This window comes from Cytobacillus oceanisediminis 2691, assembly GCF_007678455.1.
Lineage (GTDB): Bacteria > Bacillota > Bacilli > Bacillales > Cytobacillaceae > Mesobacillus > Mesobacillus oceanisediminis_A.
Map to the genome: position 1 here is coordinate 71,365 of NZ_VEEP01000006.1, position 16,059 is coordinate 87,423.

The window sequence follows — 16,059 nt, forward strand, 5'->3', positions numbered from 1 at the left end:
TTCCCGAAAAGGAAGAGATTTTTTCATATAGATTACGCATTGCTAGTACTTTTTTCTTTTTCCTCGATCTGCTCTTTCATCCGCAGTCTATCGCGTTCCAATATCGGCTTGAGGTACCGGCCGGTATAAGATTCTTCCACTTCGGCGATTTTTTCCGGAGTGCCGGTAGCGACGATGGTGCCGCCGCGGTCTCCTCCTTCCGGGCCAAGGTCGACGATATAGTCAGCGGCTTTGATGACATCGAGATTATGTTCGATGACCAGCACGGTGTCGCCATTTTCGACGAGACGCTGGAGGACGACAAGCAGGCGGGATATATCATCGACGTGCAGACCGGTTGTCGGCTCATCCAGGATATAAAGCGAACGTCCTGTTGAGCGTCGGTGCAGCTCGGATGCCAACTTGACGCGCTGGGCTTCCCCGCCGGAAAGAGTCGTCGCCGGCTGGCCGAGTTTGATATAGCCAAGGCCGACATCGTAAATCGTCTGCAATTTGCGGGCGATCTTCGGAATATTAGCAAAGAATTCAACCCCTGCCTCAACCGTCATATCAAGGATATCTGAAATATTCTTTCCTTTGTATTTCACTTCCAAAGTCTCGCGGTTGTAACGCTTGCCATGGCATACTTCACATGGGACGTATACGTCAGGCAGGAAGTGCATCTCGATTTTGATAATACCGTCTCCGCGGCAGGCTTCACAGCGGCCGCCTTTTACATTGAAGCTGAAGCGGCCCTTTTTATAGCCGCGGACTTTTGCTTCATTCGTCGACGCAAACACATCACGGATGTCATCGAACACACCCGTATAGGTTGCCGGGTTTGATCTTGGCGTACGGCCGATTGGCGACTGATCGATATCGATGACCTTGTCGAGGTGATCGATACCTTTTATTTCCTTGAACTCGCCTGGCTTGCTTTTTGCTCTGTGCAGCTTCATCGCCAGCGATTTATGAAGGATTTCATTGATCAGGGTACTTTTGCCGGAACCGGATACACCTGTGACGGCCATGAAGGTTCCGAGCGGGAACTTCACATTGACATTTTTCAGGTTGTTTTCCTTTGCGCCTTTGATTTCAATATAGCGGCCGTCTGGTTTGCGGCGCTCGATTGGCAGCGGAATGAATTTTTTGCCTGAGAGATACTGGCCCGTAAGCGAATTTGGATCATCCATCACCTCTGCCGGCGTACCCTGGGAGATAATTTCCCCGCCATGGATGCCAGCACCAGGACCGATATCGATCAGGTGGTCAGCCGCTAACATCGTATCTTCATCATGTTCGACGACAATCAAGGTATTGCCGATGTCACGCATATTTTTCAGCGTATCAATCAGCCTGTCATTGTCGCGCTGATGCAAACCGATGGACGGCTCATCAAGGATATAAAGCACTCCGGTTAGACGCGAACCAATCTGGGTTGCCAGCCTGATCCGCTGAGCTTCCCCGCCGGATAGCGTTCCGGCAGCGCGGCTCAACGTCAGATAATCCAGACCCACATTTATCAGGAAGCCAAGCCGCTCAGTGATTTCACGGAAAATCATGTTGGCAATTTTCATTTCTTTTTCAGAAAGTTCAAGGCCCTCGAAAAATTGATGTGCTTCCTCAACCGATAATGCTGTTACTTCACCGATATGGCGGCCGTCAACCAGTACCGCCAGGGTTTCACGCTTCAGCCTATAGCCTTTGCATGTCGGGCAGGCGTGCTCGCCCATATACTTCTCCATCTGCTCGCGGATATAGTCAGAGCTAGTTTCCTTATAACGGCGCTCCACATTCTTCAATACGCCTTCGAAAACAATATAATTTTCCCTGACCTGTCCCCAGTCGTTCTCGTAACGGAAGTAAATCCTGTCTTTAGTGGAACCATAGAGAATCTTCTCCATCTGGTTGTCTGGGAGATCCTTTACCGGCATATCCATATCGATTCCATAGTGATTGCAGATTGCCTCAAGCAGCTGCGGATAGTATTGCGAGCTCGTCGGTTCCCACGGGGCAATGGCATGCTGCTTTAATGAAAGCTCCTTATTCGGGATGACCAGGTCGACATCAACCTCCAGCTTTGCGCCGAGTCCGTCACATTCCGGGCAGGCACCGAACGGGCTGTTGAATGAGAACATCCGCGGCTCCAGCTCACCGATTGAAAAACCGCAAATCGGGCAGGCATGGTTTTCGCTGAACATCAATTCTTCCTCGCCCATCACGTCAATCAGCACATTGCCTTCACCTAGCTTGAGTGCAGATTCAAGTGAGTCCGCCAAGCGTGCAGCTATGCCTTCCTTGATGACAATCCGGTCGATGACGACTTCGATCGAATGCTTCTTGTTCTTTTCAAGCTCGATTTCGTCACCCAGGTCGAGCATTTCCCCGTCAACGCGGACACGGACATAGCCCTGCTTTTTTACATCCTCAAGGACTTTTGCATGGGTGCCTTTACGGCCGGAAACGAGCGGAGCCATAATTTGCAGCTTCGTTCTCTCCGGATATTCCAGCACGCGATCGACCATCTGTTCAATCGTCTGTGAGGTAATCTCTATATTGTGCACCGGGCAGGTTGGTCTTCCCACCCTTGCGAATAACAGTCGCAAATAATCATAAATCTCGGTCACCGTTCCCACTGTTGAACGCGGGTTCCGGCTTGTTGTTTTCTGGTCGATGGAAATCGCCGGAGACAATCCTTCGATTGAATCGACATCCGGCTTGTCCATCTGGCCGAGGAACTGGCGCGCGTATGCAGACAATGATTCCACATAGCGGCGCTGCCCTTCAGCGTAAATCGTATCGAACGCCAGCGAGGACTTCCCTGAACCGGAAAGTCCTGTCAGCACAACAAGCTTGTCTCTCGGAATGGTGACATCTATATTTTTCAAATTATGGGCCCTGGCGCCTTTGACAATCAGTTTATCCATAGCCATGTTATCGTCATCCTTCCGCTTTCAACTCAAGAATGAGGTCACGCAGCTCGGCTGCCCGTTCGAAGTTGAGGGCCTTTGCTGCTTCCTTCATTTCCTTTTCCATATTTAAAATTACTTGTTCGCGATCTTTCTTTGTCAGCTTCTTCAGACCTTCTGCCGGGCTGTACGCTTCCTGATCTTCGGCAGCAATCGTCGCACGGATCACGTCGCGGATACTCTTCTGGATCGTCTGCGGTGTGATGCCATGCTTTTTGTTATATTCCTCCTGGATTTCACGGCGGCGCTTCGTTTCACTGATCGCCTTTGTCATCGAATCGGTCATCTTGTCCGCATACATGATGACATGACCGTTTTCATTCCTCGCTGCACGTCCGATCGTCTGGATGAGCGATCTTTCTGAACGGAGGAAGCCTTCCTTATCGGCATCCAGAATCGTCACCAGCGATACCTCCGGAATATCCAATCCTTCCCTCAAAAGGTTGATTCCGATAAGGACATCATATTTACCAAGCCGCAGCTCGCGGATGATTTCAATCCGCTCAAGCGTCTTGACCTCTGAGTGCAGGTACTGGACCTTGATGCCGATTTCCTTCAGGTAATCGGTCAGATCCTCTGACATTTTCTTCGTCAAGGTTGTTACCAGTACACGCTCATTCCGCTTCGTCCGCTCCTGGATTTCGCCGATCAGGTCATCGATCTGGCCTTCAATCGGCCTTACATCGATTGTCGGATCAAGTAATCCAGTAGGACGGATGATCTGCTGGACCATTTCCGGTGTATGCTCCAGTTCGTACGGCCCTGGAGTCGCCGAGACGAACACCGCCTGTTTGACATGCTTCTCGAATTCGGCAAATGTCAGCGGACGGTTATCCATCGCTGACGGCAAGCGGAACCCATGGTCAACAAGCACTTGTTTACGTGCCTGGTCACCATTAAACATTCCCCGTATTTGCGGCAATGTAACATGCGACTCATCGACGACAATCAAAAAGTCATCGGGGAAGTAATCAAGCAATGTATAAGGAGTCGCACCCGCCGGCCTTAAAGTCAGGTGGCGCGAGTAGTTTTCGATTCCTGAACAGAAGCCCATCTCGCGCATCATCTCAAGGTCATACCTTGTCCGCTGCTCAAGCCTTTGAGCCTCAAGCAATTTCTCCTCGGCACGAAGCACTTCAAGGCGCTCTTCTAGTTCTTTTTCAATATTCTCGATCGCGATCTTCATCTTTTCTTCGCGGGTTACGAAGTGGGATGCCGGGAAAATCGCGACATGATCACGTTCACCGATGATCTCGCCAGTGAGCGCATCGACCTCGCGAATCCGGTCAATCTCATCACCGAAAAACTCAATCCTCATGCAATGCTCATCACGTGATGCAGGGAAGATCTCGACAACATCACCGCGGACACGGAACGTCCCGCGCTTGAAGTCAATATCATTCCGTTCGTACTGGATATCAACCAGCTTGTGGAGCAGTTTGTTCCGCTCAATCTCCATCCCAGTCCGGAGCGACACGACCATGTCACGGTATTCATCCGGATTACCGAGACCATAGATACAGGATACACTGGCAATGATGATGACATCCTTGCGCTCGAACAAAGACGAAGTAGCTGAGTGGCGCAGCTTGTCGATCTCATCATTGATGCTCGCATCTTTTTCAATGAATGTATCCGTCTGAGGCACATAGGCCTCCGGCTGATAGTAATCGTAGTAACTGACAAAATACTCAACCGCATTATTCGGGAAAAATTCCTTGAACTCGCTGTAGAGCTGCCCTGCCAATGTCTTATTGTGGGCAATGACAAGCGTCGGCTTGTTCACTTCCTTGATGACATTCGAAATCGTGAACGTCTTCCCTGTTCCTGTCGCCCCAAGGAGCGTCTGGTGCTTCTTGTTATCGCGAATGCCTTTCACCAGCTCTGTTATTGCCGCAGGCTGGTCTCCCTGCGGGGAATACTTCGAGACTAATTCAAATTGGTCCTTCACAGAAAAGCCTCCTGTAATTTAATTTCTGTCGGGTTCATTTCGCAGTGGAATATGAACCTTCCTATATATAAGCCTTACACGGTTGTCAAAAAAGTCATATCCTCATTCTACCACAAAGCAGGTAAAACAAACCAACAAAAAGCGAACAAACATTCGAATTACTATTCTTCTTTTAAAAGACACTGTTGAGCAATGTCGAATGATTGTTAATCAAATGTTTGATTGAACTTCGGTTTTGCCTGCTGTAATAGGAAAAACCTGCCGAACAGAATTCGACAGGCTTGATTTAACTTTTTTCAGCTATTTCTTGTTCCGACTCCTCATCTGATTGGCCAGAAAGAAGCCAAACGTCAACGAGAAAGCGTCAACGACGATCAGCAGAAAGGTATCCGTATACCCTTTATAAACAGAAGCCGCGATCAATGCGACCGTCAATACAAGCGCAAGGACATGATTATAGGCAACCCGGGAAAAAAACACGACCATGAAACCAGGCAGGAGCAGTGCGGACAAATATTTCAGCACCAATGGAAAAACACCTCATTCAGAGAGAATTTCGAACTTTTTCAAAATGACTTTATCTATGTAAAAAATATAGCTTTTTTAGCGGCAGGTTACAAGAATTTACTTTGCAAATGAAGGTTGTTTCCGAAAGATGTTGTTAAAATCTTAAAGCCGATTTTAACGTGCTATAAAGCCATTTTGCAGTTCGTTTTTAAGTGTGCAAGCTCTTTTCTCATGATAAGCTTTTATTTTATGAAGAAAACTATCATTCAATCCCATTTAGTAGTCAATAGCAATAAAGTTTGAGAAAAGAGCCTAAAAGAAAAAGCATGCAGCAGCATGCTTTAAAGATTATGGATTCACTTCAGTCAATACCTTGGCTGCCCAGTCACTCGCCTCTCCATAAAGCCTGAAGAGCTCTTCCTTGCTCATCGTGGTCGGGTTGAAAGCAAGCTCAAGATTTTCGTGGAAGGCATGCTCAATATCTATTAAAAATTGAAGCATGACGTATTCATCATTCTTTTCACCCGATAAGGCATCCTTCAATTCATTGCTGAGAGGCAAGTCTTGAAGCAAGTCCTCCATCGGATGGTGCAGCAGGGAATCCATCAGGGAAAACATTCCGAGAAGGAAATACTTAGAGGCCAATACCTCTCTTCCTACCTTCCTGCCAATCAGTTCCCCCAGCTTTCCCCGCTTAAGGGACAATTCAATGATTTCCCTTTCCTTGGAATTGCCGGTACCTGTGACTGCTCCCCTGATGGCCAGTACATAGATCCATTTTTTTATTTCATTAAGCCCTAAAAGGATAATGGCTTGCTTGATCGAGGAAATCTCGTTCCGCGGCCTGAAAACCGGGTTATTGATCAATCTTAACAGTTTGTAGGAAAGGGATATATCCTTTTCAATGACATCCTTTATTTTTTCCAGGTCTGGTTCCGGGCTCTCGGTTTCTTTCAGAATCTGAAAATAGGAATGATAATAAGATGGGATATCATAGCTGTTCAGGATAACCGGCTTGCTAAAGTAAAAACCCTGAAAGAATACGAACCCATCTTCCTTCGCTTCAAGATATTCATCGATCGTTTCGACCTTTTCAGCAAGAAACCGGATGTCCCTTCCCTTTAAAAAGCGGATCATTTCCTGCCTGTCCGTTCGGCTGGTCGTCCTGAAATCGATTTTGATAATATCAATAAAGTCCAATAATCGGACCGTCAGTTCGTTCCACTGGGAAACAAAAAAATCATCCAGCGCAATAGTGTATCCATGCGATTTCAATTCCTGGCAAATTTTCAGGATCTCATCATTCAATTCAACGGTTTCAAGAATTTCCACCACAATTGATAATGGATTGAAATAAGAAGGAACACCAAGTTTTAATAGATTATCAGTAAAATTAATGAAACAAGGTTTGCCATTCGATAAGTCTTTGACCCCGATATTCAAGAAGCTATTCACAATAACGTCCGTTGTAGCCTGGTCCCCATCTGTATGCTGATAAGTATTGACTGCGCTGCTCCTGTAAAGCAATTCATACGCAACAGTCTTCTCATTCAAATCAAATATAGGCTGCCTGGCAACATAAATATCCATACTGAATCCTCCCGGGGACGTTCACAACTAATCTGTTACTATTTAACAATAGTTCGATAGGAAAAATATACTATTATTTTACAAGTATTACAAGATTAATGTTGAGTCGCCAGGATTTTCAATTTTTCTCATTGCTTATTATGAATAACTCTATTGATTTTTTTGCGAATGGATTCTCGCGTCCTCCCGAGCAATTCAGAGATTTCGCCCAACGACTTGCCGCAGCAGTAGAATTCCATCAGGAGCTTCTCTTCTTTTTTCGTCCATGCTTTATAATTCGTGACTTGCCGAACGGTTTTACGCTCTTCTGCCACCCACTCCGGTTCAGGAGGGAGTGCATCAAGCTCTAGTTTGGAAAAGTCAATTTTATGGCGCTTACTTTCAGCCCACGCCCAAAAATCATCAATGTTGATGAAGGTAAATTTCTTCTTATTGCGGGTAATCCGCTGATGGGAATCCAATTCATGATTAAGGACCCATTGCATCACGGTATTTCGGTCTATCTTAAGGATGTTTGCCAGTTCTCCGGCGGTCAGCATTCCCGTGTAAGATTTCGTGTGGGACAGTCCCAATCTGGTGATCTTCACTTCAAGGGCTGTAAGACTGCGATTCAGCCTTCTGGCAATGCTAGGTAATGATTGGCTGCCAAGCTGGTCTTTAATTAGCTGTATATCTTCAGGCGCGTATTTCATCTTAGATCTCAACCATCCTTCAATCTAAAATTACTGCTGCTTTATTTTTCACTTTGCTAATTAAAACACATTTAGAATCCAAGAAGAATACCACATGGGGTAAAAAACCAATTTTCCCAACAATTATTAGCGCAGGATTTTCCTTCCATTACCACTTGTTAGTACTTACGATACATTCCATAGGAAGCAGGATAAGTATAGTCAAAACCAAATTTTTCATACAGCTTATTTGCCGGTGAATCCGCAATCAAGCTGACATAAGAACCTTCTTATGTATGTTGTTCAAGGTATGTGCAAAGCTCCTCCATCACAAGTCTTCCCAATCCCTTACCCTGATAAGCCGGCTTGACGGCGATATCTACTACTTGAAAAAACGCCCCGCCATCGCCAATGATCCTTCCCATCGCCACTAGCGTGGTATGTTCATAAACAGTGACAGCAAATAATGAATTTTTCAGTCCGATTCGCGCGGCTTTCTCCGATTTCACGCTCAAACCTGCTTCGAGGCGAAGATTGATATAGTCTGAAATGCTTGGGGGATGATATGTAACCTTAAAATCAGTCATGATTTTCAGCTCCTTTTTCGATGATCCCTAACAACTCTTCTAATTCTTTAATGATAAAATCAGCTTCCGCGCTGTGCCAATAGTCATTACTCTTCCAAATCCCAATCATCCCGGCACATTTGGAGGCAGCCACATCATATTCTGGATGGTCACCTACAAATATACTGCCAAATGCTGATACACCAAGAGCGTCAATCCCCTTCCTGAAGATTCGAAAGTCAGGTTTCCTCAATCCCACTGCTTCAGAGATGAGAATGGTATCAAAGTAACCCTCAATTCCTAAAGCCTTTATATTGTCCATCTGGAAATTAGTCTTGCCATTCGAAATGATGCCCAGCCCCAGATCCATTTGCTTAAGTTTCCCAACTACCTTGTTCAGGTTATTAAATCCTGTGCACGAATGCTTGAAATTCATTATGTAATCTCCCATCAACTCTTCCCATATCAGTGACGCTATGTTGAATTCTTGTAAGAGCTGGCTGAAGACTTTATCCTTCCATACATATCCGCGGGCATCCAATTCAATGAATCTCTCTTTATAGACCTGTTTGTCTATCACTTGCAATTCACTTTGAAAGCGGTCGTACTGGGCTTCAATAAATTTTACGAGAGATGTTTCACGGTCCAGGAGGGTACCGTCCAAATCAAAAAAGACAGCCTCAATATTCCGCAACTGAATTCCTCCTCTTTCAAAAGAATCGTATTTGTTTAATGACTTTCTGAACTATGGACGCTGCCAGGGATTAGCCCATGCAAAAAAGAACAGACCATTTTAGGCCTGTTCACATTTTACCCTATTTCAGAAATGCATTATAGTAACGTGTCATCGCAACTGCAAAGTCTCCGCGTGTGTTTTTTGCAGTTGGGCTGAAGCTTGCTGTTACTTTTGGTTTTAAATCGTATGGACCCTGTGTTACAGCGAAGTTCGCATTGAGGATGTTCAGGTCCAGCGCCATCTGAACATAGCCTTTCAGATGTTCCGGAACTTCTGCTGCATCTGAAATGGCAATTCTCTCATCATTATACTGTACTGTCAGCTGGCCATCGAATTCTTCCGCCTCTTTTTGCATGCCCAATGCCTGGACGAGTGAGTATGCCAATTCTGCGCGAGTCACGCCATCCTTTGGCGCAAATTTGCCTGTTGCTTTAGGAAGAATGACTCCGTTCTGGATATGCTGCTGATCCCGGAAGGAGGCTCCTTTGGCAGTTGCTGCTTCAATGAATGGAATGTCTGAGCTTGAAACATCCGTGAAACTTGGGGCTGCTGGGAGTGATTGCTTGATTTCTGCTCCCATTACCAGGTATTTTGCCAGCTCAGCTCTTGTTAAAAGTGCATCAGGTTTGAAGGCGCCATTCGAGAAGCCATCAAATAAACGGTCGCCCACCCCCATTTTAATTGCTTCAGCTGCTGGGTGTCCGGCAATATCATTCAATCCGGAGAAACCGCTGACCTTCGTGAACGCCATCTCTCCTTTTACCGTTTCTGGAAGAGCCAGGCCTAGCGGATTGGCATCTGCCCCGCGAAGCCCGCGGATTTCAGCCTTCCATGCACCAGGTACAGGTGATGTGACCGATACGGTGCGGTCATAGTAGAGCGGGAACAGCAGGCTTACACCTGAGCTGTATTCCTTGCCGTCCGGAGCAATCAGCACCAGGTTGATTGGATTGCCCGTTTGCTCCATCAGACCCGCTCCGTCTACTTTTGCCACAATGCTTGACATGCCTTCTTCGACAGTGAATTCATATTTGTTATCCGAAATAAATGTGAGCGGATTATAATCAACCGAAAATTCCTTTCGCTCCGTTGATGAATCAACATTGCTATAGAATGTCTGGGTTGAGTTCAGGGTTGATCCATAGGCAGTATCATTGAATGCCTGATCGATGGCTGCATAGGCATTCACATAACCTGCACCGACCTCCCATGTTTCATAGCCTGGCATATTCGTAGCGGTCTGTTCAAGGATGGATTTGATTTCATCCGGTGATAACTGCGGATTCGCTTCGAGCATCAAAGCGACGATCCCGGCAACATGTGGCGTCGCCATTGAGGTCCCGCTCATGGTTGTGTAATAAGGCAGGTAAGCGGTCTCGATTGTTTGCGCATCCTGGTCGGCTGACAGGCTTGATACCGGCGCGAGGACACGGGTTGAAACGATATCCACTCCCGGAGCCGTCACTGTCGGTTCATCCTTCCATGTCCATTCCTCGCCATCCATTGTAAAAGTACCGCCGACACCCTTTGTTCCCCTTGAAGAAAAATCAGCCAGTGTGCCATCTTTTACTCCGGCTGCAACGGAAATGACCCATGGAGCTTTAGCGTACGGATTATGAGTGTTCTCCCCGGGACCTTCATTTCCTGCCGCAAAGAGAACTGTGATGCCGCGGTCGTGCGCTTTTTTGCTGGCAATATTGATCGGATCATTTGGATCGAAGTCACCTGATGAACCCCATGAATTCGTGATGACACGGATATTGTACTGCGATTGGTGAGTGATCGCATAGTCAAACCCGCCAATGCCATCAAGGACGAATAATGCCGCTCCTGAGCCATAGCCAATCAGGTCAGCGCCAGGTGCTGCACCTTCATATTTGCCGCCTGACATCGCCCCCGTTCCGCCAACCGTTCCGGCAACATGTGTACCATGTCCTGAGTTCGAGTCAGTGTTGGGGACATTTTCCTGGTAGCTGATTGGCAGCAATCCAGGAGCCAGTGCATTCAGATTTGTCTGGGCCATTACATTCTGGACCAGATTTTTACCCAATTCGTGGTCCTTATGCGTTCCGTCAACGCCACTGTCGTTCACGACGACACCTACTCCTTTTCCTGAAACCGGCAGTCCTCCATTTGCTTTCCGGAAGCTGTCGTCTGTCCTCGCTTTATCGACGCCGGTGATCGCTGTGGCATCTGCGTTGAAGTAAGAGAGCTTCTTGTTCATATAGATTGATTGAACTTCCGGATTTGCCGCCAGCTGCTCAATCTGATCCTTTGTCGCGATGACCCCGGCAATCGGCAGGGACTTCATGCTTACTCCCGTTTCAATTCCGAGCGTTTTTAACAGAGATAGCTGGGAGCTTGTTGGTGCGCTGTCCCCCTTGAAAGTGACAATGACTTGCAGTGAACTTGCCGTGTCAAGCGCCTCGGTGACAAGCGGGTCAATTACCGCAAGACTGCTCGCCTTCCCCTGTGGAACGGCAAAAAACGGCATAAACAGCAGGAATGCCAGCAGCAGATACATAAAACGTTTCATCATATTCTCCTCTCACTATATAAAAATTTTGAATATTCCTAACTTAATTATCATGAAATCCCCGCTGCAAAACTATTCTTCAAAGGTTATAAACTTTATTTCCGGAATGACTATTTTGGCATCGTACAAAAGTTGTAGATGGAGTAGTGCTGATGTATTTATGGTTTTCCAAAATTTGGATTACGGTGTAGTTTTCAGGTTAATCTTGATTTCCTATTCCATTGAGATGCGCGTCATTTGCTAGTTTTTTTCTCACTTCAGCATTGCAAAAATCTCCCTCGCAACGGCAAGGGAGATCAACTAATCATCACTTTTTCATTTTAAAAGCTGCATCTACCGCTTTATAAGCATTCACATAACCGGCGCCGACTTCCCACTCAGCGTAATCCGGCATTGCTGTGGCGGTGTTTTCAAGGATTGATTTTACCTCGGAAGGTGACAGCAACGGGTTTGCCTCCAGCATAAGAGCAATGATGCCGGCGACGTGCGGTGCGGCCATCGATGTTCCGCTCATCGTTGTGTAATAAGGCAGGTATGCCGGCTCTATATATTCAGCGTCAGAGGTTGCTCCAAGCGCCACGAGGGGGCTGATGACCCTGGTTGAAATGATGTCGACTCCTGGTGATGTCACTGTCGGCTGATCGACCCATTTCCATGTCTTGCCGTCGACAGTGACGGTTCCTCCCCGGCCCTCTTCACCGCGTGATGAAAAGTCGGCGAGCTTTCCTGATTTATCCCCGGCTGCAACGGTCACTGCCCATGGTGCCTTCTTGTAATTCCCGGAAATCGTTTTTGCGTCCGGACCAGAATTCCCTGCAGAGAAAACCGTCACGATTCCTCTGTCGTACAGTTTTTTTGTTGCGATATTAATAGGATTGTAGGGATCAAAGTCAGTTCCGGCGTCACCCGTGTCTCCCCAGGAATTCGTGATGACGCGTATATTGTATTGCTGCTGATGGGTCAGCGCATAATCAAATCCGCCAAGAGTATCAAGCATTGCGACCGCTGCGCCTGATCCGTAGCCAATCAGGTTCGCGCCAGGAGCAACCCCTTCATATTTCCCGCCAGACATTTCGCCAGTTCCGCCTACAATACCAGCTACATGTGTGCCATGGCCGGAACTTGAATCAGTGTTCGGCACATTTTCAACATATGAAACAGGCAAAAGCGTGCTTAGTGCATTCAGGTTGGTGGATCCAAGCACATTCTGGACGAGATGGCTGCCGAATTCCAGATCCTGATGCGTTCCGTCGACCCCGCTGTCATTGATGACGACGCCAATTCCCTTTCCAGTGACCGGCAAGCCGCCGTTAAGCTTTCTCATTGTGTCATCTGTCCGAACCTGGTCCACACCGGTGAGATCCGTAGCTTTGGCGTTTTCGTACTCCAGCTTTTTGTTCAAATAGATGGATACCACCTGGTCACTTTGAGCAAGCTGATCAACCTGCGATTTTGTCGCGAGAATTCCCGCGATCGGCAATTTGTTCAGCGTCAGGCCCTTCGTGATGCCAAGCTTCTCCAAAAGATTCACCTGCTCCGGCAGGACCCCTTCATCACTATTAAAAGTGACGATTGCTTCGACCGGCGTGATGCTCTTCAGCAGGGTTTCCGCCAGTTCAGAGTCCACAACTGCTGTACCAGGCTCAACTGCCTTAGTCGCCGTCCCTGGAACCATCGCAGCAAAGACTGTCGCGGCCGTGAGAATAAATGATAAAAATGCAGCTTTTAACTTCATTAATTTTTCAGCCCCTTATTTTTTCCTTAATATTCCCACAATATTTACACGAAAACCATTCTGCATTGGGTTTAAAAAATGATATCTTCTGTACTAATCTTCGATACTACCAAAGTAGTATCTAAAAGAAAAAGAGCCCCGTCATGAGGACTCTCTTTATACTCCGCTCGATGTCGGCGGGATTGGTACGAGCTGATGCTGGACAGCATGGATGACAACCTGTGAACGGCTCTTGACGTTCAGCTTTTTGAAAATTTTGCTGACGTGGATTTTCACCGTTTTGTCGCTGATGAACAGGCGGTCGGCAATTTCTTTGTTGCTGAGGCCTTCCACCAGGCAAAGAAGCACCTCTTTTTCGCGCTCAGTCAGGGTCGTGTCCTCCTGCTCTGTTTGTTTTTGCTGGTGAAAGGCGAGCAGTTTCCTGGTCATCGAGGGATGAATGACCGATTCGCCGCGGGCGACGGTCCTGATCGCTTCGACGACCTGGTCGGATGGCGCGTCCTTCAATAAATATCCATCCGCTCCTTCGCGGATTGCGGACATGAAGTATTCCTCGTGGCTATGCATCGTCAGCACAAGAATTTTGATATTCGGGTATTTCTTTTTTAAAATGCCAGTGACTTCGACACCATTTTTCATCGGCATGTTGATATCCATCAAAATCATATCCGGCTGACAATTTTCCACCTTCAAAAGGGCATCATCCCCGGAAACAGCTTCACCGACGACTTCGATATCTTCTTCAACGGACAGGATGTTTCGCAGCCCATCGCGCAGTACAGCATGGTCATCCACTAGCATGAGCCTGATCATGTATGTTTTCCCCCTCGATTCCCATTCTAGGAACGGTGATGCTCACTTCCGTTCCCGAGCCTTCCTTGCTGTCGATCTGCAGGGAAGCGTTGATTTTTTCAGCAGCATCGTTCATTTGCAGGATGCCGAAATGCGGCTGGTTCCTCGCCTTGAGCATTGCCTGGAACAGCGAGAATCCTTTTCCTTCATCCTTGATTTTCAAAAGGATATGCTCCGTTTGATAGCTTAAGAGAACCTGTGCCTTCATTGCCTGTGAGTGCTTGATGGCATTGTGCAGGCTCTCCTGGAAGGTGTCGAACAGAACCTTTTCGACCATCGGGCTAAGCTCCTGCTCCTTGCCTCTGATCTCGAATTCGATATCCATCTTGTATTCCTTCTGGACAGCTTCGATTTTTCTAAGAATCGCTTCTGCCAGGGTCGCTTTCTGCGTCGGATATGGACGCAATGCATAAATCGACTCGCGGACCTCCTTCAGGCTTTCCCTGAGGCCGCTGACACTTTCGTCCACAAGCTTCCTTGTTTCTTCTGGATTTTTCGTGAACTTCTTACCCGCGGTCTCAAGCTTCATGACCGCCCCGGCAAGAGTCTGAGCCACACCGTCATGGATATCGCGGGCAATCCGGTTCCGTTCTTCAAGGACAATCCGCTTTTCCTTTTCAGTAAAAAGCATCCTTGTTTTGATAATGACAGCAAGCTGGTTGGCCAGTGTCGCAATTGATTGGACATCATGGTCTTCAAAGCTTTTCGTCCGGCTCCTCGCGACGATGAACATCCCGATTGTTTCATTCTCGATGACAAGGGGCGAGTAGACGAACGCCTTCACGTCATCTTCAAAACACGCAGCTGCCACACCGCCATCTTTTTTGCGGTCATTATAGACAACAGGACTGCGCATGCCGTCAAATTCAGCAAACGCCTCTGATGGCAGCTCGCAATTCAATATGGTCCTCCCATCTTTGAAGCTAAGTTCCCATTCGCCATCCCGTTTAATCCATAATGAACTTGCCTCTGCTCCAATCAATTCGTTGAAGCTGCCGCTTAATGCCGACAGCCAGTCCTGTGAAGGAAGCATCTGGTTCAACTCGGAGGTGATCGAAAAAAGCAGCTTCAATCGGTTCTTCTCCCTTTTCAGCCTCGCAACCGTCGCGCTCAAAAGGGAAATCCCGACAAGCGGCGAGAAAAAGAAGAAGTAGGCAAAGACATCGATTTCACCGCGGTTTTGGCTGCCGACCACATAAAGGGTAATGCCGTAAATCAATGAAATTGCCGCACTATTCATTTCTGTGATCGTTTTTTGCTTCCAAACTTTAAACGAATAATGCTGCGGCCTGATGAAAAGGACGAGGTCGACAATCACATTGTTTACCAGTACATAGACTGCCAACAGGAAAAGATAACCCAGCATTCCCTGGAAAATCGGTGCGGGTGCAATTATCGCAAGCAAAGGCTCCATTACAGGCAAAAGCATGGCGGCAGAGTAAAAGCTCAGCACCAGCTGGGCGGGATTGAACAAAACCGTCCGAAGCGGTCTTCTATGGATGATGTTCACGATCAGGACGGCAGCTGCATAAGCAATCGCAGTATACGAAAATCCATACAGCAAGAACAACACGTAGACCACGGGAAATGTGATGGCTGTATGACCCCTCCACACCGGCATTGGGTAGTACTCGCTAATAAGCAGGAATAAGAACAGAAGTGCAAAAACAACCGGTTCAGCAGGCAATTCTATTTTTACAAATGAATAAAGGATGAGTACCCAGCCAAGCAGTGTAACTGAATTCATGAACAGCTTCGCATACCACTCCCTTTTTTGTTTCACTTGTTTCACCCCTATCGCGTTTAGAATTTTCAGTTAATTAATTTTATAACGACAGGTTCTATATTACAAATAAAACCCATTCACTGGCCGAATGGGGGTGCCACTAGCCAATGAATGGGCCAAACTCATATAGAGTTTCGTTGAACACTATTATGACAAAAGCTTTGGAAAATGACTATTCATC

General features: G+C 47.1%; 10 protein-coding genes and 1 pseudogene. All 11 read right to left on the bottom strand.

The genetic code is table 11. From position 1 onward, the window contains the following. Window positions 1–32: 32 nt before the first annotated feature. Complete coding sequence (gene uvrA / locus FS736_RS13080; RefSeq protein ID WP_144477952.1) at window positions 33–2,912, bottom strand: excinuclease ABC subunit UvrA; 2,880 nt, start codon at window positions 2,910–2,912, stop codon at window positions 33–35. Window positions 2,913–2,919: 7 nt separating this feature from the next. After that, a complete protein-coding gene (gene uvrB / locus FS736_RS13085) occupies window positions 2,920–4,899 on the bottom strand; it encodes an excinuclease ABC subunit UvrB (RefSeq protein ID WP_144477954.1) in 1,980 nt (659 codons plus the stop codon). A 300-nt stretch (window positions 4,900–5,199) separates the two neighbouring features. Further along, the gene (locus tag FS736_RS13090) at window positions 5,200–5,427 is read right to left on the bottom strand and encodes a CsbA family protein (RefSeq protein ID WP_144477956.1); all 228 of its coding nucleotides are present in this window, start codon (window positions 5,425–5,427) and stop codon (window positions 5,200–5,202) included. Window positions 5,428–5,754: 327 nt separating this feature from the next. Further along, on the bottom strand, window positions 5,755–6,996 hold the full coding sequence (locus FS736_RS13095) for an EAL and HDOD domain-containing protein (protein ID WP_144477958.1): 1,242 nt from the start codon (window positions 6,994–6,996) through the stop codon (window positions 5,755–5,757). A 128-nt stretch (window positions 6,997–7,124) separates the two neighbouring features. After that, entirely contained in the window at window positions 7,125–7,700 is a 576-nt protein-coding gene (locus FS736_RS13100; protein WP_260983593.1) for a helix-turn-helix domain-containing protein, read from the bottom strand. A gap of 146 nt (window positions 7,701–7,846) precedes the next feature. Continuing rightward, window positions 7,847–8,254, bottom strand: a pseudogene (locus FS736_RS13105) (GNAT family N-acetyltransferase). Beyond that, entirely contained in the window at window positions 8,247–8,927 is a 681-nt protein-coding gene (locus FS736_RS13110) for an HAD family hydrolase (protein WP_260983594.1), read from the bottom strand. The pseudogene FS736_RS13105 and the gene FS736_RS13110 overlap by 8 nt, the downstream one beginning before the upstream one ends. Window positions 8,928–9,048: 121 nt before the next feature. Continuing rightward, window positions 9,049–11,508 (bottom strand): S8 family serine peptidase, encoded by a 2,460-nt coding sequence (locus FS736_RS13115; protein ID WP_260983595.1) that lies wholly within the window; start codon window positions 11,506–11,508, stop codon window positions 9,049–9,051. A 304-nt stretch (window positions 11,509–11,812) separates the two neighbouring features. Further along, complete coding sequence (locus FS736_RS13120; protein ID WP_144477962.1) at window positions 11,813–13,240, bottom strand: S8 family serine peptidase; 1,428 nt, start codon at window positions 13,238–13,240, stop codon at window positions 11,813–11,815. Window positions 13,241–13,396: 156 nt separating this feature from the next. Continuing rightward, entirely contained in the window at window positions 13,397–14,053 is a 657-nt protein-coding gene (locus FS736_RS13125; protein WP_144477964.1) for a response regulator, read from the bottom strand. Beyond that, complete coding sequence (locus tag FS736_RS13130) at window positions 14,028–15,875, bottom strand: GAF domain-containing sensor histidine kinase (RefSeq protein ID WP_260983596.1); 1,848 nt, start codon at window positions 15,873–15,875, stop codon at window positions 14,028–14,030. The genes FS736_RS13125 and FS736_RS13130 overlap by 26 nt, the downstream gene beginning before the upstream one ends. Window positions 15,876–16,059 lie beyond the last annotated feature (184 nt).